Annotated in this window: 21 protein-coding genes; 7 read left to right on the forward strand and 14 right to left on the reverse strand. The window is 63.6% G+C overall.

What is annotated here, in order from left to right; all coding sequences use genetic code 11:
* Nucleotide 1 precedes the first annotated feature (1 nt).
* The 11 genes from QY049_RS07710 to QY049_RS07760 all read right to left on the reverse strand — a co-directional run bounded on the left by QY049_RS07710 (nt 2) and on the right by QY049_RS07760 (nt 11,828).
* Nucleotides 2-928, reverse strand: coding sequence for a Gfo/Idh/MocA family protein (locus QY049_RS07710; protein WP_258762323.1), 927 nt, complete (start codon nt 926-928; stop codon nt 2-4).
* The gene (locus tag QY049_RS07715) at nt 925-1,689 is read right to left on the reverse strand and encodes a FadR/GntR family transcriptional regulator (RefSeq protein WP_194476694.1); all 765 of its coding nucleotides are present in this window, start codon (nt 1,687-1,689) and stop codon (nt 925-927) included. Before QY049_RS07715 ends, QY049_RS07710 begins: the two co-directional genes overlap by 4 nt.
* The gene (gene yjfF, locus QY049_RS07720) at nt 1,686-2,666 is read right to left on the reverse strand and encodes a galactofuranose ABC transporter, permease protein YjfF (protein WP_258762324.1); all 981 of its coding nucleotides are present in this window, start codon (nt 2,664-2,666) and stop codon (nt 1,686-1,688) included. Before yjfF ends, QY049_RS07715 begins: the two co-directional genes overlap by 4 nt.
* The gene (locus QY049_RS07725) at nt 2,663-3,655 is read right to left on the reverse strand and encodes an ABC transporter permease (RefSeq protein WP_258762325.1); all 993 of its coding nucleotides are present in this window, start codon (nt 3,653-3,655) and stop codon (nt 2,663-2,665) included. The genes yjfF and QY049_RS07725 overlap by 4 nt, the downstream gene beginning before the upstream one ends.
* Nucleotides 3,652-5,193 carry a sugar ABC transporter ATP-binding protein gene (locus tag QY049_RS07730; RefSeq protein ID WP_258767001.1) on the reverse strand — a complete coding sequence of 514 codons (1,542 nt, stop codon included), beginning with the start codon at nt 5,191-5,193 and terminating at the stop codon, nt 3,652-3,654. The genes QY049_RS07725 and QY049_RS07730 overlap by 4 nt, the downstream gene beginning before the upstream one ends.
* 117 nt (nt 5,194-5,310) lie before the next feature.
* Nucleotides 5,311-6,276 carry a galactofuranose ABC transporter, galactofuranose-binding protein YtfQ gene (gene ytfQ / locus QY049_RS07735; protein ID WP_194476698.1) on the reverse strand — a complete coding sequence of 322 codons (966 nt, stop codon included), beginning with the start codon at nt 6,274-6,276 and terminating at the stop codon, nt 5,311-5,313.
* Between the two features lie 378 nt (nt 6,277-6,654).
* Nucleotides 6,655-7,827: a fumarylacetoacetate hydrolase family protein gene (locus QY049_RS07740; RefSeq protein ID WP_258762326.1), complete on the reverse strand. Its 1,173-nt coding sequence runs from the start codon at nt 7,825-7,827 to the stop codon at nt 6,655-6,657.
* 136 nt (nt 7,828-7,963) lie between these two features.
* Nucleotides 7,964-8,941, reverse strand: coding sequence for a HEAT repeat domain-containing protein (locus tag QY049_RS07745; RefSeq protein ID WP_258762327.1), 978 nt, complete (start codon nt 8,939-8,941; stop codon nt 7,964-7,966).
* 2 nt (nt 8,942-8,943) lie between these two features.
* Nucleotides 8,944-9,177, reverse strand: coding sequence for a ferredoxin family protein (locus tag QY049_RS07750; RefSeq protein WP_008141081.1), 234 nt, complete (start codon nt 9,175-9,177; stop codon nt 8,944-8,946).
* A gap of 31 nt (nt 9,178-9,208) precedes the next feature.
* Nucleotides 9,209-10,951, reverse strand: coding sequence for a fumarate reductase/succinate dehydrogenase flavoprotein subunit (locus QY049_RS07755; RefSeq protein ID WP_301269237.1), 1,743 nt, complete (start codon nt 10,949-10,951; stop codon nt 9,209-9,211).
* A gap of 103 nt (nt 10,952-11,054) precedes the next feature.
* Nucleotides 11,055-11,828, reverse strand: coding sequence for a ferredoxin--NADP reductase (locus QY049_RS07760; protein WP_258762329.1), 774 nt, complete (start codon nt 11,826-11,828; stop codon nt 11,055-11,057).
* A 211-nt stretch (nt 11,829-12,039) separates the two neighbouring features.
* Here QY049_RS07760 and QY049_RS07765 point away from each other — a divergent pair, with 211 nt between their 5' ends.
* The 5 genes from QY049_RS07765 (at nt 12,040) to QY049_RS07785 (ending at nt 16,565) form a co-directional block, all read left to right on the forward strand.
* Nucleotides 12,040-12,336: a gamma-butyrobetaine hydroxylase-like domain-containing protein gene (locus QY049_RS07765; protein ID WP_194482784.1), complete on the forward strand. Its 297-nt coding sequence runs from the start codon at nt 12,040-12,042 to the stop codon at nt 12,334-12,336.
* A gap of 72 nt (nt 12,337-12,408) precedes the next feature.
* Complete coding sequence (locus QY049_RS07770) at nt 12,409-13,182, forward strand: Crp/Fnr family transcriptional regulator (RefSeq protein ID WP_194476703.1); 774 nt, start codon at nt 12,409-12,411, stop codon at nt 13,180-13,182.
* A gap of 181 nt (nt 13,183-13,363) precedes the next feature.
* Complete coding sequence (locus QY049_RS07775; protein WP_194476704.1) at nt 13,364-14,785, forward strand: ABC transporter substrate-binding protein; 1,422 nt, start codon at nt 13,364-13,366, stop codon at nt 14,783-14,785.
* Complete coding sequence (locus QY049_RS07780; RefSeq protein ID WP_258762330.1) at nt 14,782-15,696, forward strand: ABC transporter permease; 915 nt, start codon at nt 14,782-14,784, stop codon at nt 15,694-15,696. The genes QY049_RS07775 and QY049_RS07780 overlap by 4 nt, the downstream gene beginning before the upstream one ends.
* Nucleotides 15,693-16,565: an ABC transporter ATP-binding protein gene (locus QY049_RS07785; protein WP_301269238.1), complete on the forward strand. Its 873-nt coding sequence runs from the start codon at nt 15,693-15,695 to the stop codon at nt 16,563-16,565. Before QY049_RS07780 ends, QY049_RS07785 begins: the two co-directional genes overlap by 4 nt.
* A gap of 58 nt (nt 16,566-16,623) precedes the next feature.
* On the opposite strand, the gene QY049_RS07790 is transcribed toward QY049_RS07785, so the two are convergent.
* Both QY049_RS07790 and QY049_RS07795 read right to left on the reverse strand, forming a co-directional pair.
* Nucleotides 16,624-17,682 (reverse strand): YeiH family protein, encoded by a 1,059-nt coding sequence (locus QY049_RS07790; protein ID WP_194476706.1) that lies wholly within the window; start codon nt 17,680-17,682, stop codon nt 16,624-16,626.
* 111 nt (nt 17,683-17,793) lie between these two features.
* Complete coding sequence (locus QY049_RS07795; protein WP_194476707.1) at nt 17,794-18,012, reverse strand: hypothetical protein; 219 nt, start codon at nt 18,010-18,012, stop codon at nt 17,794-17,796.
* 258 nt (nt 18,013-18,270) lie between these two features.
* Between QY049_RS07795 and QY049_RS07800 the strand changes: the two genes are divergently transcribed.
* The gene (locus tag QY049_RS07800) at nt 18,271-20,181 is read left to right on the forward strand and encodes an NAD(P)/FAD-dependent oxidoreductase (protein WP_258762331.1); all 1,911 of its coding nucleotides are present in this window, start codon (nt 18,271-18,273) and stop codon (nt 20,179-20,181) included.
* Between the two features lie 46 nt (nt 20,182-20,227).
* Here QY049_RS07800 and ald read toward each other — a convergent pair whose 3' ends face one another.
* Entirely contained in the window at nt 20,228-21,343 is a 1,116-nt protein-coding gene (gene ald / locus QY049_RS07805) for an alanine dehydrogenase (RefSeq protein ID WP_258762332.1), read from the reverse strand.
* A 133-nt stretch (nt 21,344-21,476) separates the two neighbouring features.
* Here ald and QY049_RS07810 point away from each other — a divergent pair, with 133 nt between their 5' ends.
* Nucleotides 21,477-21,956 carry an Lrp/AsnC family transcriptional regulator gene (locus QY049_RS07810; protein ID WP_057759127.1) on the forward strand — a complete coding sequence of 160 codons (480 nt, stop codon included), beginning with the start codon at nt 21,477-21,479 and terminating at the stop codon, nt 21,954-21,956.
* Nucleotides 21,957-22,031: the final 75 nt, after the last annotated feature.

The raw sequence follows: 22,031 nt of genomic DNA on the forward strand, positions 1-22,031 counted from the left end.
TCTAGTCCACAAACGGTTCGACGATATTGCGCTTGCCGAGCAGGAACGCGTCGGCGACGAGACGGAGCGGCGCCAGGTCGACATCGCGTTCGCCGCTCGCGGCGAGCTCGACGAAGCGCCGATACAGTTCGCGATATTCCTCATCGGGCGCGTCGGCAACAACCTGGCCGTCGACCTTCATGATCCTGCCACCACGAGACAATGTCATCCGGCCCTGGTCCGTTTCCGCAACGATGTCCCAGCTCTGCGGTCCGGTCTGGCGAAAGTCAAATTCGGCTGTCACGGGCAGGCCGTCGATATCGGTCAGCGTCAAGCTGGCGGCAATCGGCGACTGGCAATTGGCCGGGAAAGCCAGATCAGCTGCGGTGACGAACACCGGCTTTGGCAGGATGCGGGTCAGGATCGAGAGCGCATTGATGCCGGGATCGAATACGCCAAGCCCGCCGGGCTCCCAAATCCAGGTCTGGCCGGGATGCCAGACCCGAACGTCTTCCTTCCAGATGATGTGCACCGACTTGATCCGGCGCGTCGTCAGCCATTCGCGGGCCGGCTCGACCGCCGGCGCATGGCGCGAGTGCCAAGTCGCAAACAAGGTGCGCTTTGCATCCGTCGCGATCGCCACAAGCGGATCGAGTTCGGCAACACCAATGCCGGGCGGCTTCTCCAGCATGACGTGCTTGCCGGCGGCGAGAGCCGCGGCGGCCTGGGCGCGGCGCACCTGCGGCGGCGTGCAGAGCGACACCGCATCGATCTCCGGGCCCTTCTCCAGTAGTTCCTCAATGGTCGCAAAATGCGGCAGGCCCGGCAGCGACGCGTTACGGCTGGCAACAGCGGCGAGCACCGCGCCTGGCGTCGCGGCGATCGCACCGACATGCTGGTCGCGCGCAATCTTGCCGAAGCCGACGATGGCGATACGAAGGGCTGTCACGAACTTTCTCCGGATTCTGCTGCTGCGGGAGCTGCTTCGGCAGCAATTCCCTGATGCCGACGCATGCCGTTGTGAATGACGAACGCCATGGCCTCGGCCGCTGCGTCGGCATCACCGGCCGCGATCGAATCGGCGATCTTCTGGTGCCAGACCAAAGCGGTCTCTCGATCTTCCGACCCGGCCGGTGCGCTGAGCATGAATGCCGCCCGCAAGGCCGCCTCGATCACATGACCGACGGAGCGCATGAACGGATTGCCGGACGCACGCGCCACCGCAAGGTGCACGGCGAGGTCGGCGTCGGCAAAGGCGGCGGACTCCGACGGCTCCTGCCGCATTCGGTCCATGCTGCGCTGAAGCTCGGCGATGTCTTCCTCGGAACGACGCTCGGCCGCGAGGGCCGCCGCGCGCGGCTCGACCGCAAGACGTATTTCGGCAAGATCGTTGAGAAAGCGCCTGTCGATGCCGGCGTCGAGATGCCAGGCCAGCACGTCGGCGTCGAACATGTTCCAGGCGGCGCGCTCTCGCACGACGGTGCCGACGCGCGCCTTGGTGGTGAGCAGCCCCTTGGCGACCAGGGTCTTCACGCTCTCGCGCAGCACCGGCCGCGACACGCCGAACATCGCCGTCATCTCGGCATCACCCGGGAGACGCACACCTTCCGCATAGCGGCCAGCGATGATGTCCACGCCGATCGAGCGGGCCACCTCCGCATGGTTGGAATGGGCCCGTGGTGTCGGAATGACGACGATGCGCGAGGTCATGAGGCTGCTCCCGCGCGCTTCTGCGCAGGTCGACGCGCCAGCGCGACCAGCCCTTGCTGAAGTGCGATGAAGGCGAACAGCAGGATGCCGGTCGCAATCTTGGTCCACCAGCTCGACAGCGTGCCGTCGAAATTGATGTAGGTCTGGATCATGCCCTGGATCAGCACGCCGAGAAAGGTGCCGATCACCGAGCCCTGCCCGCCGGTGAGCAGCGTGCCGCCGATCACGACGGCAGCGATGCTATCCAGCTCCACGCCGACAGCGGAGAGCGAATAGCCGGCGCTGGTGTAGAATGAGAACACGATGCCGGCGATCCCTGCGAGCAGGCTCGACAGCATATAGATCTTCACCGTCATCTTGCCGACCGCAACGCCCATCAGGCTCGCGGTGGCCCTGTTACCGCCGAGCGCATAGACATTGGCGCCGAAGCGGGTGAGATGCAACAGAAGTGCGCCGCCGGTCACGATGACAAGCATGATGATGGCGATCGCGCTCAGCCGTCCGCCGCCGGGCATGCGCAGCGCGAAATCGGACACGGTCGAGTAGATCGGCGCGTTGATCGGCACCGATTCCGTCGAGAGCAGGAAGCTTGCACCGCGCGCCAGGAACATGCCGGCGAGCGTTACGATGAAAGGTGGCAGGTCGAAGACGTGGATGACCGCGCCCATTGCCGCGCCAAAACCCGCCGACAGCACAAGAATGACGACGAAAGCGACCAGCGGCGGCACGCCCCAGCGTTCGATCGCGAGCGCCACGAACACGGTGGTGAAGCCGATCACCGAGCCGACCGAGAGATCGATGCCGCCGGAGATGATGACGAAGGTCATTCCGATCGCGACGATGCCGAGGAAGGCGTTGTCAGTCAGGAGGTTGCCGACCACGCGCGTGGAAGCGATGTTGGGAAACTGGATCGCGCAGGCCGCAAAGCCGGCGACGAGAACGATGGCCGTGATCAGGACAGGCGGCAGGCCTTTCACGGTTTCGTCCTCCGCAGCCGCGTCATGATGCCGGCAAGGCCGGGCAATTTCGGCGATTGCAGCAGCAGCACCGCGAGCACCACCACGGCCTTGACCAGCAAATTGAACTCCGGTGGATAGCCGGACAACAAAATGCCTGTGTTCATGGTCTGGATGATCAGCGCACCAAGCACCGCCAGGACAAGGCTGAAGCGTCCACCGAACAGCGAAGTGCCGCCGATCACCACCGCAAGGATGGCATCGAGTTCGAGCCAGAGGCCGGCATTGTTGGCATCCGCGCCCATGATGTCGGCCGCCGCGATCACGCCGGCGAGCGCAGCGCAGACGCCGCACCAGACATAGACCGCCAGGATCATTGCGCGCGTGCCGACGCCGGCAAGCTCGCTCGCCCGCGCGTTACCGCCGGTGGCCTCGATCAGAAGCCCGAGCGCGGAGCCGCGCACCACCGCACCGGTGAGGACCAGCATGCCGAGCGCAATCGCGACCGGCACCGGCACGCCGAGAATGGCGCCGGTGCCGAGCCATACCAGGTCCGGCGAGGTGAAGGTCACGATGCGCCCCTCTGTGATGAGCTGGGCGATGCCGCGCCCGGCCACCATCAGGATCAGCGTCGCCACGATCGGCTGCATCCCGAGCACGGCGACGAGGAGGCCATTCCACAAACCGCAGAGCAAACCCGCGCCGAGCGCCGCCGCCAGCACCACTGCAAGGCCATGGCTGTCGGCGAGGCTCGCGGCAATCGCGCCGCTGATCGCCATCACCGCGCCGACCGAGAGGTCGATGCCGCGCGTCGCGATCACCAGCACCATGCCGAGCGAGAGCAGCGCCACGGGCGTGCCGCGGTTGAGCACGTCAATGAGACTGCCGAACAAGCGGCCGTCCTGGAGGCGCAGGTCGAAGAATTGCGGCGACACCACGCGGTCAACGGCAAGGATGATGATCAAGGCCAGGATCTGGGCAAGGCCGCGGCGCGGCAACAGCGCGATCATGCGTGGGCCTCTTGCATCGCTGCCCCGTCGGCCGCGATGGCAGCGAGAATGTTGGTGACATCGATCGCCTCGCCCCCGAGCTCCTCGACATGGGCGCGATCGCGCAACACGACCACGCGGTCGGAATAGGTCACGATCTCGTCGAGCTCCGAGGAGATCACCAGCAGTGCCAGCCCGTCGTCGCAGAGCTCACGGATCAGGCGGATGATCTCGGCATGCGCGCCGACATCGATGCCGCGGGTGGGCTCGTCGAGCACGAGGAGCCGCGGGGCGGTTGCGAGCCAGCGCGCCAGCAGCACCTTTTGCTGGTTGCCGCCGGAGAGCAGACCCACCGGGCGCTCGGGATCAGGGGGACGGATGTCGAGCATCTTGACGTAGCGTTTCGCAAGCTCGTCCTGCTCGCGACGCGCCAGCGGCCGATGCAGTCCTCGCTTGGCCTGAAGCGCGAGCACGATGTTCTCGCGAACGGTGAGCTCGGCGACGATGCCGTCGGTCTTGCGCTCCTCCGGGCAATAACCGAAGCCGTGCCGCACGCCGTCACGTGGCGACTGAAGCCGCACGGGGGCGCCCTCCACCCTCGCCTGCCCGCCATCGGCGCGCTCGGCGCCGAACACCAGCCGCGCCGTTTCGGTCCGCCCCGAGCCGAGCAACCCGGCAAGGCCGACGACCTCGCCGTGGTGCAGCTCGAGATTGAACGGCGCGACATAGCCGGCCTTGCCGTAGTTCTCGAAGCTGGCGCAAACCTCGCGCGCCTTCTGCTCGGCGGACGCAGCCCGAGCGTTGGTGGTCTCGGCGAGCTCACGGCCGAGCATCATCCGGATCAGTTCGAGCCGCGGCAGCGAGGCAATCTCGCGCTCGCCGACCAGGCGGCCGTTGCGCAAGACTGTGATGCGATCGGATATCTCGTAAACCTGGTCGAGGAAATGACTGACGAAGACGATACCGATGCCGCGCTCGGCCAGCTGGCGCATGATGCGGAAAAGGATATCGACCTCGTGACGGTCGAGGCTCGCGGTTGGCTCGTCCAGGATCAACACCCGCGCGGAAAGATCGACGGCCCGCGCTATCGCGGCCACGTGTTGTATCGCCACCGAATAATTGCCGAGGGGCGCAGAGACATCGATGTCGAGGCCGAAATCCGAGAGCAGTTTTTCTGCGCGGCGGCGCATCTCGCCCTCGCGCACGAGGCCGAAGCGCATCGGCTGGCGATCGAGAAATAGATTCTGTGCCACCGAGAGGTTCGGCAGAAGATTGACTTCCTGGTAGACGGTGGCAATGCCGGCCTGTACCGCCGCCTTGGCCGAACGCGGCGCGACCTCTTCGCCGCCCAGCCTGATCACCCCGGCATCGCGCGGGAACACGCCGGTCACGACTTTGATCAGCGTGGATTTGCCGGCGCCGTTCTCACCGAGCAGCGCATGGATCTCGCCGGCGCGAAGCGTGAAGTCGACCTCCTGCAACGCGCGCACCGCACCAAAGCTCTTGCTGATCCCGCGCACCTCAAGGATGGGCGGAGCAGGATCAAGGCTGTTCTCCATCACGACGTCACTCCCACCGGCGCCCGCTTATCCTGCAGGCGCCCAGCCTATTCGTTCGCGCAACGATTGCGAAGGGGGTGCCGGACCACGAGGCAGCGGTCCGGCGAGATGCCCACCTCAGTAACCGAGGCCCTTCTTGCTGTCGTAGATCTTCTGCGGATCGTCGGCGGCGGTGTAGAGCTTGGATTCGGTCTGGATCCACTTCGGCGGAACCGTGCCTTTGCCCTTGAAGGCCGCGATGGCATCGAGCGCCGGGCCCGCCATGTTCGGCGTCAGTTCAACCGTCGCATTGGCTTCGCCGGCGGCCATCGCCTTGAAGATATCGGGGACCGCGTCGATCGAGACGGTGAGGATGTCCTTGCCGGGCTTGAGGCCGGCTTCCTTCATCGCCTGGATTGCGCCGACCATCATGTCGTCGTTGTGGGCGTAAACCGCGCAGATGTTCTTGCCGCCGCCTTCGGCCTTGATGAAGCTCTCCATGACTTCCTTGCCCTTGGCGCGGGTGAAGTCACCCGTCTGGCTGCGCACGACCTTGAGATTGGCGTGCTTGGCGATGGCGGTGTCAAAGCCCTTCTTGCGGTTGGCGGCGACGCTCGCGCCGACCGTGCCCTGCAATTCGACGATGTTGCAGGCTTTGTCGCCGACGGTCTTGGCCAGCCAGTCCCCGGCAACCTCGCCTTCGTGCACGCTGTCCGAGGTGACGGCGGTGAGATAGAGGTCCTTGCCCGACGGATCGATGTCGCGGTCGAGCAGCACGACCGGGATCTTGGCTTCCTTGGCCTCCTTCAGCACGGCGTCCCAACCGGTCGAGACCACGGGCGCGAGAAAGATCGCATCGACGTTCTGCGCGATGAAGGAGCGGATCGCCTTGATCTGGTTTTCCTGCTTCTGCTGCGCGTCGGCGATCTTGAGATTGACCTTGCGCTTGGCGGCCTCCTGCTTGGAGACCGAGGTCTCGGCTGCGCGCCAGCCGGATTCAGATCCGATCTGCGAGAAGCCGATGGTGAGCTCGGCTGCATTGGCCGGCAGCGCGAGCAACAATGCGGCCGTGGCGCTGGCCGCAAAAAGGGCTTTGAGGGTCATCAGGCGTGTCTCCCAAGTGTTATCCGGGGCACCAATTCGGTATCATGGCACCCTCATGCCGGCTTTCGAGGCGGCGGAAGGGACTATTTCACGGAAGTTCGCTTCCGTATAGTCATATTATTTTACTATTTGGACAAAGGACCAGGGATGCGCAAGGGCCAAGCATAAGCGACACGCCAAAGCACTAATCTTTCACATCTACAATTTTAGGGTGACGCGATTTTGTGGAGCAGCACGCCATACCCGGGCTAGTCCCGCCCCTTACGGCCTTCCTCGCGGGTCACAGAACGAAGATGCCCGGGACAAGCCCGGGCATAATGGTCTCTTGGAAATTCACGTGTGCGATCCGCTGCCACAAGCAGCAGACAAGCGAAGAAGCTAGATCAACTTCCGTTGCGCGAGGTTCTTCATCAGCGCGCCGATGCCGAACGTCCACGGCTCGCACTCGTCGCTGGTGCGCATGCGGTTGACCAGCTTGCCGAGCTGGGGCGCCGCGATGGTGACGATGTCGTCGCGCTTGTGCGTAAAACCCTGCCCTGGCGCGTCGCGATCCTTGACCGGCGCGAACATCGTGCCGAGGAACAGCACGAAGCCGTCAGGGTATTGATGCACTTTGCCGATGGTCTGCGCGACGAGATCGGTCGGATCGCGGCTGATCATGCTGATCGAGGAATGACCGTCGAGCACGAAGCCATCCGTGCCTTTCACGTTCAGGCTGATGTCGAGCTTGCGCGCATCATCAAGCGTGAAGGTGTCGTCGAAGAGGCGCAGCAGCGGACCAATCGAACAAGACGCGTTGTTGTCCTTGGCCTTCGACAGCAGCAGAGCCGAGCGGCCCTCGAAGTCTCGTAGATTCACGTCGTTGCCGAGTGCACCGCCGACGATCTTGCCGCGGCTGGAGACGAACAGCACGAGCTCCGGCTCGGGATTATTCCAGGTCGATTTCGGATGCAGGCCGGCATCCATGCCGGTGCCAACCGAGGACATCGTCGGCGCCTTGGTGAAGACCTCAGCATCCGGGCCGATGCCGACTTCGAGATACTGGCTCCAGGCGTTCTGATCGATCAGAACCTGCTTCAAATGCATCGCCTGGTCCGAGCCCGGCTTGAGCTTTGACAGATCGTCGCCGATCAGCCGTGTCACTTCCTTGCGAATGGCTTCGGCCGAAGCCGGGTTGCCCTTGGCCCTCTCCTCGATCACGCGTTCCAGCATCGAAATCGCGAAGGTGACGCCGGCGGCTTTCAGGGTCTGGAGATCGACCGGCGCGAGCAGCCAAGGCTTCTTCGGATCGCGCGTATCGGGAGCCGTGTTGGCGACGATGGCGTCGAGATCGCCAATGCGCTCGCCCTTGACCGCGGAAAGCGCCCTGGCCGGATTGTCCTCCTCGCAGAGCGCGCTGACCGTCGGAAACCTTGCGGTGACGTCGAAGACGCTATCGCCTCGCACGGCGACAACGGCCGGACCGTTCGCCTGCGGCAACCAGACGCGACCGACCAGCGCTCCCTTCGTTCCATCCTCGGGGAGAAGATCTCTAACCGTCAAAGTCGTCATGGCCGGCGTCCTCGCTGTTTCTTCGGACCAGCGCCTTTCGCAAGCCGCCGATCCCATTGGCGAAGACCAATAAACGTCTGGCAGGGGAAGTCCAGAGCGGCAGGATGCCCCGCTGCTATGCCCCTGCCCGCGCCTTTTATGCGCCTGCGCGCGCCTTGCGGGCCGCGATCTGCTGGAGCGCCCAGCGCGCGTTCTTGCGGACATCGGGATCGGCATCGTCGGCGATGACGGCCAAAAATGCCTCGCCGTCGGGATGAGCGATCTCGCCGAGTGCGGCCGCCGCCTCTTTGCGCAAATTGGCCTGTTCGTGGTTGACGCAATTGCCGATTGGGCGAACCGCGCGCTCGACCTTCATCTTGCCGAGGCTGCGGATCGCCTTCAGCCGCACCTGCCAGAACTCGTCCGTGAGTGCGCCGATCAACTGGTCGGCCGCGATCGATCCATTGACGTTGAGGCCTAGCGTCTCAGCGGCCATCTCGCGGACCATCCAGTCGCCGTCCTTGAGCGCGCGGGTGATCGTCTCGGCCGCAGGCTTCATCTGCGAGAATGCCAGCGCACTCACGGCGGCACGCCGGACATGAGCGTCAGGATCGTTGATCAGCGCAGTCAGCGCGGGGATGGATTCTTCCAGCTTCAGAAAGCCGATCACACCGATCGCCTGCACGCGCACCGCGGCATCGGGATCTTGAAGCGCTTCCAGCGCAGGCTTCAACGTGTCCTTGCGGCGCAGCTCCTTCAGCGCGCGCAGCGCACCCATACGGACGAAGGCATGGGCGTGCTTGACGAGAGGCAGGATGACATCGGCGCAGGCCGGGTCCTTGAACTCGGCCATGCTGTCGGCCGCCGCCGCGGCGACGATCCTTTCAGGGTCGACCAGCAGTCTCACCAGTGCGCTCGCCGCTTCCGGCCCATCAAACTCGCCGAGCGCCATTGCGACCTGCTGGCGCACGCCGGCATCGGGATCAGCGACCATATTGGCGAGATGGGCCACGGCCGCGGGATCGCCGGAATGGCCGAGTGCGATGATGGCGACGCGCCGCTCAGCCGGATCGGCGGCCTGGAGCCGCTCGTCGGCATCTTCGAGATCATCGTAAGATTCGAACGGGCTCGACATGCTCACCTCAGCAGATAGGGAATGTTGACGGTGACCGCACCGGTCGGGCAATCGGCCTCGCAGGGCATGCAGTACCAGCACTCGTCATAGGCCATGTAGGCCTTGCCGGTCATGTCGCTGATGCGCAACACGTCGAGCGGGCAGACGTCGACGCAGACGGTGCAGCCCTTGTCGGCGATGCATTTGGCGTCGTCGACGACCACCGGGACCGATGTCTGATAGGACGCGAGAGGCATTCGATGTCTCCTGTTGCTGTGGTGCGGTGGATCAGGCGGTGGCGCGGATGCGCTGCTTGTCGTAGAGGTCCTTCTCGTCGTCGGCGATCGGCACGACGTAAGGCTCGACGGCACGCTTTTCGCTCGTCATCTTGCCGTCCTGCTTGGACAAGAGCGTGTGGCAGAACCAGTTCTCGTTGTCCTTCTCCGGGAAATCCGTGCGCCAGTGATAGAGGCCCCAGCGGCTCTCCTCGCGGTAGAGCGAGGCGTGCACCGCCATGTCGGCGCAGTCCATGATCGACTGCACTTCGAGCGCGCGGAGCAACTCATGTGCGTTGCGCGCAATCATTTGCTCCTGCATGTCCTGTCGCGTCTCGGCGAGACGGCGCATGCCGAGCTCGTATTTGCGGGTGACCTTTGGCGGCTGGAGATAGTCGTTGACGAGCCGGCGGGTTTTGTACTCGACCTGGTTCGGCGGAATGCCGTCCTCCCGCTTCGTTGGTGCCAGAACGCGATCGCGCTCCATTGCGACATCGGCCGCGTCAAAGTCCGCGAAATCGTGACTGTCGGCGAACTCCATTGCGTCGATGCCGGCAACCGACCCGTTGGTGAAGGCACCGAGCATGTAGTTATGCGGCACACTCGCCATGTCGCCGGCGGCATAGAGGCCCGGTACGGTGGTGCGGGCATTGTCGTCGACGAACACGCCGGAGGCGCTGTGGCCGGAGCAGAAGCCGATCTCGGAGATGTGCATCTCGATCGAGTCGTTGCGGTAGTCGACGCCGCGCCCCTGCTGGAAGAGGCCGCGCGTCGGCCTTTCGACCTTGTGCAGCGTCGATTCGATCTCCGAGATCGTGTCGGGATGCAGATGCTTGAGCTGGAGGAACACCGGACCTTTGCCAGACAGGAGTTCATTGTAGAACTCCAGCATCATCTGGCCGGACCAGTAGTCGCATTCGATGAAGCGCGAGCCCTCGTTGTTGGCCGTGAAGGCGCCGAAGGGTCCGGCGACATAGGCGCAGGCCGGGCCGTTATAGTCCTTGATCAGCGGATTGATCTGATAGCATTCGAGGTTCGCAAGCGCAGCGCCGGCGTGATAGGCCATCGAATAGCCGTCGCCGGAATTTGCGGCGTTCTCATAAGTGCCGAACATGTAGCCGGAGGTCGGCAGGCCCAGGCGGCCGGCGGCGCCCATGCAGAGGATCACGGCTTTGGCCTTGATCACCAGCATCTCGGCGGTGCGGGTGTTGACGGAGATCGCGCCGGCAATACGACCATCGGACGATTTGAGCAGCCGGGTCGCCATGTAGCGGTTGGAGATCAGGATGCGGGCGCGGCGGAGCTGGCGATAGAGCGCCTTCTTCACGGTCTCGCCGTTCGGCATCGGCAGAACGTAGGTGCCGATGTGGTGCACTTTCTTGACGGCGTAGTCGCCGTTCTCGTTCTTCAGGAAGCGGATGCCGAAGCTGTCGAGCTCCTCAATGATCTTGTAGCAGTTTTGCGCGTATTTATAGACCGCCTTCTGGTCGACGATGCCGTCGTTGGCGATGGTGATTTCCTTGGTGTACTGTTCCGGCGTCGCGTAACCGGGAATGACGGCGTTGTTCAGCCCGTCCATGCCCATCGAGATCGCGCCCGAGCGCTTGACGTTGGCCTTTTCGAGCAGGACGACGTTGGCCTTCGGGTTCTTCAGCTTCGCCTTCAGCGCCGCCATCGGGCCGGCCGTGCCGCCGCCGATGACCAGCACGTCGCAGGAAACCTCGGAAAGTCCGTCGACGATCTGATCTAGTGCCATCACTTGCTCCTGGTTCGCCGCGTGTCCGGCGCCTTTGCGTCAGATTTGTTCAGGTGACTTTCCGGCGATAGCAATTAGTTGTCGCCGGGACGCGATTTGCGCCTCAGCGCTCGACGAAGGCCTTCTCGATCACGAAATGGCCGGGCTGGCTGTGATTGCCCTCAACGAAGCCGCGCGCGGCAAACATCGCGGGGAGCTCCTCAAGCATCGCCGGGCTGCCGCACAGCATGATGCGGTCGGTCTCGATATCGAGGCCTGTTAGCCCGATATCGTCGAACAACTGGTTGGAGCCGATCAGATCGGTGATGCGGCCGCGGTTGCGGAACGGCTCGCGAGTGACCGTCGGATAGTAGACCAGCTTGTCGCGGATCAGCGGCCCGAAGAATTCGTGATTGCGCAGGCCGTCGACGACGTGCTCACCATAAGCAAGCTCGGAGACCTGGCGGCAGCCATGAGCGAGCACGATAGTCTCGTAATTCTCGTAGACGTCGGGGTCCTTGATTAGGCTGGCGAACGGCGCGAGGCCCGTGCCGGTCGAGAGCAGCAGCAGGCGCTTGCCCGGAATCAGATTGCCGGTGATCAGCGTGCCTGTCGCCTTGCGGCCGACCAGGATGATATCGCCTTCCCTGATCTTCTGGAGGCGTGAGGTCAGCGGGCCGTCCTGCACCTTGATCGAGAAGAACTCGAGCGCCTCCTCGTGATTGGCGCTCGCCATGCTGTAGGCCCGCATCAAAGGCTTGCCCTCGACTTCCAGTCCAATCATGGCGAATTGGCCGTTCTGGAAGCGGAAACCGGGATCACGCGTCGCGGTGAAGCTGAACAGGGATTCGGTCCAGTGGCGAACCGACAAAACAGTTTCCTTCTGAAATGCACTCATGGTCTCTCCTTGGCCTCGACGGCGTACAAAGTTTCGAAGAGACGGGATTCCGGCAATTCGGAAGTGAAATTTCCGGTCGATTAGTTTCACATTTGGCGAGCGATGATCGAAGAGCAGGCAGCGAAGACACAACCGCACCGGTCCCGGCAATTAGTTGCTATCCGCGCGTGTCGGCAATGACGTAGAAAGGTGTTGGAGGTTCGTCATGACCATGACTTTGGTGGCCCCAACCGTGGCCGACTGCGAAGCAAGCGCCGATCTCGCAGCGCTCCTCGTCCGCACGACCAAGGGCGATGCGATCAGCGTTCCAGCCGAGCAACTCCGCCTCTCCTGCAAATGCGCCCACTGCACCCGCGCCCGCTTCGACGGCCGCTTTCCCGTGGCATTTCCGGGGATTGCCATCACCGAGATCGGCGATCTCGGCTACGGGCTGAACATCTCGTTTTCGGACGGGCATAACAGGGGAATTTACCCCAAACCCTATCTGCTGAGCCTGGCGGGGCGTTGAGCGCCCGCTTCCCCGCATCTGGCACGGACATTGCTCCTCTTTAGAACGATTTGAACGTTCCGGAGGCAGACGATGTTGCAGGCGGCGAGTGCGGTTCGCGGGGCTGTTCCCCCGACAGTCCGGACTGCGGGCAGTTCCTCGCTGCTGCTCACCGAGAATCAGCAATGGATCGGCGGACCACCGCCCTTGATGGACAAGCTCTCTCCGCGCGAGCGGGAACTGGTGCTGAAGCAGGGCCGGCGAAAGGTGCTCAACCGCGGTCAGACGCTGTTCAGCCAGGGCGGCAAGCATGACGGCATCTGGCTGATCGAGAGCGGCCGCATCCGCGTGTTCTACACTTCTCCCCTTGGACGCGAGATTACGCTTGCCTATTGGCATGTCGGCAATTTCGTCGGCGGGCCCGAAGTGTTCGAAGGCACCGTGCATCAATGGTCCGGCGTCGCATCCAGCAATTGCAGCGTCGTGCATCTGCCCGGAAAGGAATTGCGGTCCCTTGCCGCAGAGATCCCTAACCTCGCGATCGGCCTCATTGAGGGCCTGACTTTCAAAGGCAAATGCTATTCGGCGTTGGCGCAGATGCTGGGAACGCGCTCGATCACGCAGCGCCTGGCACACCTGCTCTTGCATCTCGTCGAACTCTATGGCGTCGAGGACGCCGACGGGCGCGTGATCGCAGCGGCCTTCACCCACGCCGACATCGCCCACATGGTCGGCGCCACCAGGCAGTGGGTCACGATCAGCCTGAAGCGGATGCAGGAAAAGGGAATCGTCCTGACCAAGCGCTCGCAGATCGTGGTCTGCCGGACCGACGTCCTGGAGGAGATGCGCGGCCACGCATCCGACTGAGAGAATTTGCGAGCAAGGGCAGTGCACAGGCAAGCGGCTTTATAGTGCAGGACTGCCCAAGGAGTATGCAAGCAGCTTTTCCCGGCAACTAATCGACTACGACCGTTATTCCGGATTTGCCCTGTCTGCCCCCTCACCCAATCATGGCAACCACAGCACATCCAACCGAATGAGGATGAAAATGGTCCGCCATCTTCCCACGCTCTCGATCGCGATGTCGGTGACGTCGCTCGCCCTAATCCTGGCGCAGCCGGCCTCGGCGGAAACCGTCACGCTCGGCATCGGAACGCAGGACACCACGACCAACACGGTGACCGCTGGAACGGTGGTGCGGCAGCTTCATCTTCTCGAAAAGTACCTGCCGACGTCAGGTAAATACGCAAACATCAAATTCGAGATCGAGTGGCAAAACTTCACCTCGGGCCCGCCTGTCACCAATGCGATGATGGCGAACAAGCTGCAGATCGGCATGATGGGCGACTATCCGCTGATCGTGAACGGCTTCACCTTCGAGAGCAATCCGGAGAGCAAGAGCCGCCTGATTGCAGTTGCCGCCTACAGCCTCGCCGGCTCCGGTAACGGCATCGTCGTCCACAAGGACTCGCCCTATTACGATCTCGCCGACCTCAAGGGCAAGCTCGTGAGCGTGCCGTTCGGCTCCGCCGCGCATGGCATGGTGCTCAAGGCGATGCAGGACCGCGGTTACCCAGACGACTTCTTCCAACTCGTCAGCCAAAGCCCGGAGGTCGGCTCGACCAATCTTCAGGAGAAGAAGATCGACGCCCACGCGGACTTTGTCCCCTTCGCCGAGCTCCTGCCATTCCGCGGCTTTGCGCGAAAGATCTTCGACGGCGTCGAGACCAATCTGCCGACCTTCCACGGCGTCGTGGTGCGCACCGACTTCGCCGAGAAGTACCCTGAGGTCGTCGTCGCCTACGAAAAGGCCCTGATCGCCGCCAATGCGTGGCTCCGCGCCGATCCGAAACTGGCCGCCGAAAAGATCCAGGAATGGACCGGCATCAACAAGGAGGTCGTCTACATCTTCCTTGGCCCCGGCGGAAACATGACCACCGATCCGACCATCAAGCCAACGCTCATCGACGCGGCCGCGGCGGACGTCAAAGTGCTCCAGAAGCTCGGCCGCATGAAAGAGTTCGATCCGAAGAAGTGGGTCGACGACAGCTACATCCGCAAAGCCTACGCCGAGATGAAGCTCGACTATGACGCGCAGCTCGCTAGCACCAAGAACTACGAGATCACGGGCGAAGACGCCTTCTGCAAGAAGCCCATCACCGATCCGCGCAAGGCCGGCGAGGTCTGGGTGGACGACGCCGGCATCCTGCCGTTCTCGTCCACTGCCTGCGCACTCGGCGCTTACGCCGACTTCAAGGCCAAGGGCAAGAAGATCAACGTCGCCTACGTCTTCGACACCATTCGCGGCATCAAGCTGTTCGCCGACCAGGCCTTCTTCGCGGTCGGCAATGGCGAGATAGCCCCGTTCCTGCTCAAGAAGGACGCGGAGGCCTATGCCGCCAAGATCGACGGCAAGGTGTTCGGCTTCGACGACGCGGTGAAGGCGGCAGTCAGCGGAGGCAAGACGTGAGCAGTCCCGCCCTCGCCAGACATCCCGAGGACAGCATGCCGGCAACAGCAGCACTTGCAGAGGCGGGCTCCGCGCCCGCCGTTACCTCACCCGCAACCCCGCCTTCCTTCGGCACACTCGCACTGCGCTGGTACCGGTTGAATCAGGGCCGGCTGCGCGCGACTGCGATCGGCGTGATTTCGCTGCTCGCCTTCCTCTTGGTCTGGCACCTGCTCACGACCTACCGAGTCGTGTTCTTCGTGCGCTTCATCAACGTGCCCTCGCCGCTCGCGGTCTATGCGAGCTTCACCAAGGCGATCCACGACCCGAAATTCCTGATGCACGTCGTGCTGAGCTGCCGGCGCATCTTCATCGGCTTCTCGCTGGCTGCGATCGTCGGCGTGCCGCTCGGGCTGATCATGGGCCGGTTCAAGCTGGTGCATGAGGTCATCTTCCCGGTCGCGGAAGTGCTGCGGCCGATCCCGGCGATCGCCTGGGTGCCAATGGCGATCATGCTGTGGCCGACGAACGAGCAGAGCATCGTCTTCATCACCTTCCTCGGCTCGTTCTTCCCGATCCTGGTCAACACGCTGCACGGCATGTCCTTGGTCGATCCCGTACTGGTGCGCGCCGCGCAATGTCTCGGCGCCCGCGAACGCTCGATCTTCCGTGAGGTCTACTTCCCAGCCTCGCTGCCGCACATCTTCACCGGCCTCACCGTCGGCATGGGCGTCGCCTGGGTGTCGCTAATCGCCGCCGAAATGATCTCGGGCCAGTACGGCATCGGTTACTTCACCTGGGAGGCCTATTCGCTGGTCCAGTATGCCGATATTGCGCTGGGCATGATCGCGATCGGCGTCCTCGGACTGGGATCGAGCGTGCTCATCAGGGGCGCGGGGCATCTGATAATGCCGTGGAGGTCGACGAGATGAGCGAAATGCTTGCGGGCGAGCCGAAAGGCCATATCGAGGTCAAAAACTTCTCCCTCAGCTATGAGAGCATCGAGGGACCTGTTCAGGCCGTTACGGACACGCAGATTCATGTGAAGCCCGGCGAGTTCGTCTCCATCGTCGGCCCCTCCGGCTGCGGAAAATCGACGTTGCTCAATGCAGTCGCCGGCTTCCTCAAGCCGACCACGGGCATCGTCACCGTCGACGGCGAGCGCGTGAACGGCCCCAGCGCCGAGCGCGGCATGGTGTTCCAGCAATATTCGCTGTTTCCCTGGAAGACGGTACGGGAGAACGTCGAGTTCGGTCTGAAGATGCGCGGCATGCCGCGTTCGCAGCGCGAGCGCGCGGCGCGCACGTTGCTTGGGCTCGCCGGACTCGAAGCCTTTGAAAAACACTATCCCGAAAAGCTCTCCGGCGGCATGAAGCAGCGCGTCGGCATCGTCCGCGCCCTCGCGACGGGACCGAAAGTGCTGCTGCTGGATGAACCCTTTGGCGCGCTCGATGCCCAGACCCGCGTCATCATGCAGCAGATTCTCACCAACATGTGGCAGCGGTTGAAGATCTCGGTGCTGTTCGTCACCCACGACATTGACGAAGCGATCTTCCTGTCGGATCGGGTCTACTGCATGACCGCCCGCCCCGGCTCGATCAAGGCCGAGATCCCGGTTCCCCTGGAGCGGCCGCGTCAGCAGTCGATGATGATGTCGTCGGAATTTCTGGCGCTGCGCCGCGGGCTGATGTCGCTGATCCGCGAGGAAAGCCTGAAGGCGATGGGCGGCGAGATCAACGACATGGGCATGCAGGGGCTCAACATCGAGCTGCATGGGCACTCGCTGGCGGATGTGATTTGATTGTGATGGGCGCGGGCGCTTTCGCGCCTGTGCCCACGCTACGGCAGCTTTGCCTTCATCACTTGAACCAGTGCACCAGCACGATGCTGATGCCGAGCAGCAGCATCAGCGACAGCGTCACGGCCGCCGTCACCCTGCCTCCGACATTGGCCAGTACGCGCACGTCGACGCCGAGGCCAAGTGCGGCCATCGACACCACCGTGAGAAACGTAGTGATCTTCGTCACCGGCGCGACCACCGTGCCCGGCACGATCTCTAGCGAGCGCAGGGTCGCCAGCGCGAGGAAGCCGAGGATGAACCACGGGACCAGGCGGAAGAAGCCAACATTGGCCTTCTTGGTACCGGTCTGCCAGCGCGAGGCGACCAGCGAGAGGGCAATGACCACGGGGCCGAGCATCAGCACGCGCATCAGCTTCACCAGCGTGCCGATCTGTGTGGAGATCAGGCCCGCCGGCACCGTCGCCGCGAGCACTTGCGGCACGGCATAGACGGTCAGTCCGGCGAGGATGCCGTACTGCGTGGCGGAGAGCTGCAACAGCGGGATCAGAAGGGGCAGGCCCAGCACCATCATCACGCCGAGGATGGCGGTGAAGGAGATCGAGGACGCGATCTCGTCGCTGTTGGCGCCGATGATCGGCGCCACCGCGGCGATCGCCGAGTTGCCGCAGATCGAGTTGCCGCAGGCAATCAGGATCGACAGCCGCGTCGACAAGCCGAGCATGCGGCCAAGGCCGAAGGAGACGCAAAGCGCGATCACGACGACGGCCGCGATCGAGGCCAGCAGCGCAATGCCCGAGGCCGCGATGGCGGCAAAGCTGATGGAGGCGCCCAGCAACATGACGGCGACTTCAAGGAGCTGCTTGGCGCTGAAGGCAATCCCGGCCTGCCAGCGGGGGGCAGGCTTCCAGAAGCTGCGCAGGGCCATCCCCAGCAGGATCGCCATCACCAGCGCCTCGACATAGGGATGCTCGAACACACCGAGTTCGGCTCGTTCCAGCAGGGCCGAGAGGCCGGCAACGGCGATACAAAGGAGGATACCAGGGACCAGCGCGGCGATCCGGCTAGCGGCGGTGGTCGGCTTGGCGTCGGTCGGACTGGATGCTTGATTCTGCGACACAAATCTCTCCCAAGGGAGGAAGATTTATACGCAGCGCGATCCCAATGGGAAATAAGTTTTCGACATATCAGGGCCGAGCGAAGTTCTATCCTCAGCCTGGAATAGTCGGGCTCAGAACAGCAGGTTCTTGGCCAATGAGGCAACGTGGCTGAAGCTGTCATAGACGCCCGGCTCGAAGAAGGCGGCGCGTGCCAGCACGATGCCCGCAACCAGCGTCCAGAACACGGTAGTGCCGGCGCGCAGCAGCAGCTTTGAGGCGCGAGATTGCGGCTGGGCGTCCGTTGCGGACACCAGCTGCTCGCCGAAGGGCTCAAATCCAGTACGTTCCATGGCCGTCAATCCACCAAATCCTGATGGGAATGTCGTCGTTTCGGCCCCAAACGGCAATGGAAGCGATTGGCGTTTTTGGCCCCTGGAGGGGAAACTCCTTCCGCCGGACCGTCTCGCGGCAATAGTTTTCTTCTTTCGCCCTACTTAAGCACCAGAGCTCCGGCCCCGATACCGCCGCATGGACGATTCCATCCAGGTCGACTACCGTGCCGCCGCCCGCAGGTCCGATGCTGGATCCCCGGAGATCAAAAGAAGACGATGAACATCGAATCTCCCCGCAAGCCCCTCGACCTCGCCTCGGCTATCGCGGAGGCCGACATCCGCTGCCTCCTCATGGTGCTGGTGCACATGACCGGCGACGATCGCTGGCTCGAGCCCCCCTATCTGCCCAAACGCGACATCCGCCTCATCCCCGATCCGGAGGCCGGGGTGCCCCGCGATATCCAGGACGAGATCCGCGCCGCAGTGGTGAGGCTGTTTGCCGACGGCGCGCCGAACCCTGTCATCACCGATCCCGGCGAGGAGCTGCTGCTCAAGATGATGCGCGCCTGCCTCGGCGAGAACGTCGCACCGGAATATGCGCCGCTGATGCGCGAGGAAATGGGCTTTGTGGCGCGCGAGGCGCGATGGACGAGGCGCCCTTCCGACGAGAATCTCGCCGAACAGCATGTGCTCATTGTCGGCGCCGGCGTCTGCGCCATCGCGCTCGGCGTCGCGCTCGGCCATCTCGGCATCCCCTACACCATCGTCGAGAGGAACGCCGAGCTCGGCGGCACCTGGTGGATCAATCGCTATCCCGGCTGCGGCGTCGATACGCCGAACCACTCCTATTCCTACTCGTTCGGCTCGGGCAATGCCTGGACGCGCTATTTCTGCCAGCGCGAGGAGCTGCTCGGCTACCTCCTGAAAGTCGCGGACGAATACGGCATTCGCGCGCATCTCCGCGTCAACACCGAGCTGAAGGCATCGCGCTGGGATGAAGACGAACGGCGCTGGATCTCGACGCTGAAGACGAAAGACGGCGAGGAGACTTTCGAGTCCACGGCGCTGGTCTCGGCCATCGGCCAGCTCAACGATCCCTCGCGCGCGCATTTCAAAGGCGAGGAAAGCTTCAAGAGCACGATCCTGCATTCGGCCCTGTGGTCTGACAACATCAGGCTCGACGGCAAGCGCCTGGCGGTGATCGGCACCGGCGCGACGTCGATGCAGCTGGTGCCGGCGATTGCAGGCCGCGTCGCCTCGGTCGCGGTCTATCAGCGCAGCGCGCAATGGGCGCGACCGGTGAAGGGCTATTCCGATCCGATCACCGAAGGCGCGCGCTGGCTGCTCGCCCATCTGCCGTTCTATGTGCAGTGGTATCGCTTCAACATGTTCTGGCGCTATGGCGACGGCCTGCTGCCGTTCCTGCGCAAGGATCCCGCGTGGCCGCATCCGGAGCGCGCCGTCAACAAGGGCAATGACCGGCATCGCCAGGAATTGACAGACTTCATCCTCTCCGAGCTGAAGGACCGGCCCGACCTGATCGCCAAATGCGTGCCGACCTATCCGCCCTATGGCAAGCGCATCCTGCTCGACAACAACTGGTTCAAGACATTGACGCGGGACAATGTCGAACTCGTCACCGAGGCGATCGATCATTTCGATGAAAGCGGCATCGTCACCGCCGACGGCAAGCACCGCCCCGCCGACATCATCGTGGTCGCCACCGGCTTCAAGGTCACGGAGATGGCGGCGCGCCTCAACATCACCGGCCGCCACGGCAAGAATTTGCGCGAGGCGTGGGCCAACGACAATCCGACCGCGTTCCTCGGGCTCACGGTGCCCGATTTTCCAAACTTCTTCTGCATGCTCGGCCCGAACTCCGGTCCGGCGCACGGCGGCAGCGTCATCTTCCAGTCGGAATGCCAGAGCCGCTACATCTCGGCTTGCCTCGCCGACATGATCGAACACGAGGTCACCGCGATCGACGTTCGCCCGGATGTACTCGACGACTACGTCCGCAAGGTCGACGCCGAGCACGAGGCCATGATCTGGACCCATCCGGGCATGAGCACCTACTACCGCAATGCTAGCGGCCGCGTGTTCTCGGCGATGCCGTGGCGGTTCGTGGATTACTGGCGCATGACGCATGATCCAGACATGCGACAGTACAGGCTGACGAAGGCGTAGGCCTCACCACATCGTTGTTGCGAACGTCGCGAAGCAATGACGGCCTTCATGCCGCCAGCCCACTCCCAACAGGCGCGAACTCCAACCCAAGACTCTCGGCCACCGCCTTGTTGGTGATGCGGCCGCGATGCGCGTTCAGCCCGTTGCGCAAATGCGGATTTTCCAGCACCGCGGCAAAGCCTTTGCCCGCGAGCATCAGACCGAACGGCAGCGTCGCGTTGTTCAGCGCCTGGCTCGACGTCACCGGCACCGCGCCCGGCATGTTGGCGACGCAATAGTGCACGACGCCGTCGACCTCGTAGGTCGGATCGTCGTGCGTCGTCGCATGCGACGTCTCGAAGCAGCCGCCCTGGTCGATCGCGACGTCGACCAGCACGGCGCCCGGCCGCATCGACTTGAGCATCGCGCGCGTGACGAGCCTTGGCGCACTGGCGCCAGGCACCAGCACCGCACCGATCACGACATCGGCAGCGAACACCTCCTCTTCGACCGACTCGATCGTGGAGAAGCGCGTGCGTACACGTCCGGCGAAGAGATCATCGAGTTCGCGCAACCGAGGAATCGAGCGATCGACTACGGTGACCTCGGCGCCAAGGCCTGTGGCCATGCGCGCGGCCTGAGTTCCCACCACGCCGCCGCCCAGCACGACCACCCGCGCCGGCTGCACGCCGGGCACGCCACCGAGCAGCAGGCCGCGACCGCCTGCCGATCGCTTGAGCGCGGCGCCGGCGGCCTCGATGGCGAGGCGGCCGGCGACTTCGCTCATCGGCGCGAGCAGGGGGAGGTGACCGGCCGCGTCGGTGACGGTTTCATAGGCGATCGCGGTGCAACCGGAGGCCAGCAGGCCCTTCGCTTGTTCGGGATCCGGCGCGAGATGGAGATAAGTAAACAGGATCTGGCCTTCGCGGAGCTGGGTCCATTCGCTCTTCTGCGGCTCTTTCACCTTTACGACCATGTCGGACTTCGCGAAGACGTCGCGCGCATTCGCGGCAATGGAGGCCCCTGCCCGCTGGTACACGTCGTCGGGCGCGCCGATGCCACAGCCGGCGCCGGTCTCGACCGTTACCTCATGCCCGGCTGCGACATACTCGCGGACGGCACCCGGGGTGAGCCCGACGCGATATTCCTGGACCTTGATCTCCTTGGGCACACCGACGCGCATCCTCGTCTCCTTTTGATTCACCTTGGGATCGTAGCGACGCAGGCAGTTTGGTTTCGTGCAAATATCCGCTAGCTTTGGCCTCCCCGCGCCGGTTTCGGTCGCGGAAGTGCCCTTTGACGCCGGAATCGAAACCTTGGCCCTCGACCGCAAAGACCTCGCGATTCTCGCGGAACTCACGACCAATGCGCGCGCCAGCCATACCGAGCTCGCAAACAAGGTCGGCCTTTCCAGCACGGCGCTGGCGCGACGGCAGAAGGCGCTGGAGGATGACGGCTACATCCAGGCCTATCAGGCCGCATTGGACCTGGCGCAGTTCGGGCTCACCACGACGGTACTGGTCCGTATCGCGCTCGAGAGCCAGAGCGACGAGGCGCTGAAGGCATTCGAGGCGGAGGTGGTGAAGTGCCCATCGGTCGTGCGCTGCTTCCTGATGTCCGGCACCGACGATTACATCCTGATCGTGCTCGCCCGCGATATCCAGGATTTCGAGCGCATCCACCGCACCGAACTGTCACGCCTGCCGCGCGTGGCAAGGGTGCAATCGAGTTTTGCTTTGCGCGAGGTCGTCAACCGCGCGGTGCCGACCGTGGTGTTCGGCGAGACGAAGCGATAGGGCACTTCCCGCGCCCGATTGCCGCCCCTGTCATAGAACTGTCATCGAATGTGCAGAGACCTGTCCGTCTCCGCT

The organism is Bradyrhizobium sp. WYCCWR 13022 (assembly GCF_030435535.1).
Classification (GTDB): domain Bacteria; phylum Pseudomonadota; class Alphaproteobacteria; order Rhizobiales; family Xanthobacteraceae; genus Bradyrhizobium.

Excerpts from the sequence above, each read along its gene's own strand:
- QY049_RS07750 (WP_008141081.1), bottom strand. The coding sequence starts at position 9,177 with ATGCCTCTCGCGTCCTATCAGACATCGGTCCCGGTGGTCGTCGACGAC.
- QY049_RS07715 (WP_194476694.1), bottom strand. The coding sequence starts at position 1,689 with ATGACCTCGCGCATCGTCGTCATTCCGACACCACGGGCCCATTCCAAC.
- QY049_RS07740 (WP_258762326.1), bottom strand. The coding sequence starts at position 7,827 with ATGACGACTTTGACGGTTAGAGATCTTCTCCCCGAGGATGGAACGAAG.
- QY049_RS07800 (WP_258762331.1), top strand. The coding sequence starts at position 18,271 with ATGAACATCGAATCTCCCCGCAAGCCCCTCGACCTCGCCTCGGCTATC.
- QY049_RS07765 (WP_194482784.1), top strand. The coding sequence starts at position 12,040 with ATGACTTTGGTGGCCCCAACCGTGGCCGACTGCGAAGCAAGCGCCGAT.
- QY049_RS07770 (WP_194476703.1), top strand. The coding sequence starts at position 12,409 with ATGTTGCAGGCGGCGAGTGCGGTTCGCGGGGCTGTTCCCCCGACAGTC.
- QY049_RS07725 (WP_258762325.1), bottom strand. The coding sequence starts at position 3,655 with ATGATCGCGCTGTTGCCGCGCCGCGGCCTTGCCCAGATCCTGGCCTTG.
- ald (WP_258762332.1), bottom strand. The coding sequence starts at position 21,343 with ATGCGCGTCGGTGTGCCCAAGGAGATCAAGGTCCAGGAATATCGCGTC.
- QY049_RS07775 (WP_194476704.1), top strand. The coding sequence starts at position 13,364 with ATGGTCCGCCATCTTCCCACGCTCTCGATCGCGATGTCGGTGACGTCG.
- QY049_RS07760 (WP_258762329.1), bottom strand. The coding sequence starts at position 11,828 with ATGAGTGCATTTCAGAAGGAAACTGTTTTGTCGGTTCGCCACTGGACC.
- QY049_RS07730 (WP_258767001.1), bottom strand. The coding sequence starts at position 5,193 with ATGGAGAACAGCCTTGATCCTGCTCCGCCCATCCTTGAGGTGCGCGGG.
- QY049_RS07795 (WP_194476707.1), bottom strand. The coding sequence starts at position 18,012 with ATGGAACGTACTGGATTTGAGCCCTTCGGCGAGCAGCTGGTGTCCGCA.
- QY049_RS07785 (WP_301269238.1), top strand. The coding sequence starts at position 15,693 with ATGAGCGAAATGCTTGCGGGCGAGCCGAAAGGCCATATCGAGGTCAAA.
- QY049_RS07755 (WP_301269237.1), bottom strand. The coding sequence starts at position 10,951 with ATGGCACTAGATCAGATCGTCGACGGACTTTCCGAGGTTTCCTGCGAC.
- ytfQ (WP_194476698.1), bottom strand. The coding sequence starts at position 6,276 with ATGACCCTCAAAGCCCTTTTTGCGGCCAGCGCCACGGCCGCATTGTTG.
- QY049_RS07745 (WP_258762327.1), bottom strand. The coding sequence starts at position 8,941 with ATGTCGAGCCCGTTCGAATCTTACGATGATCTCGAAGATGCCGACGAG.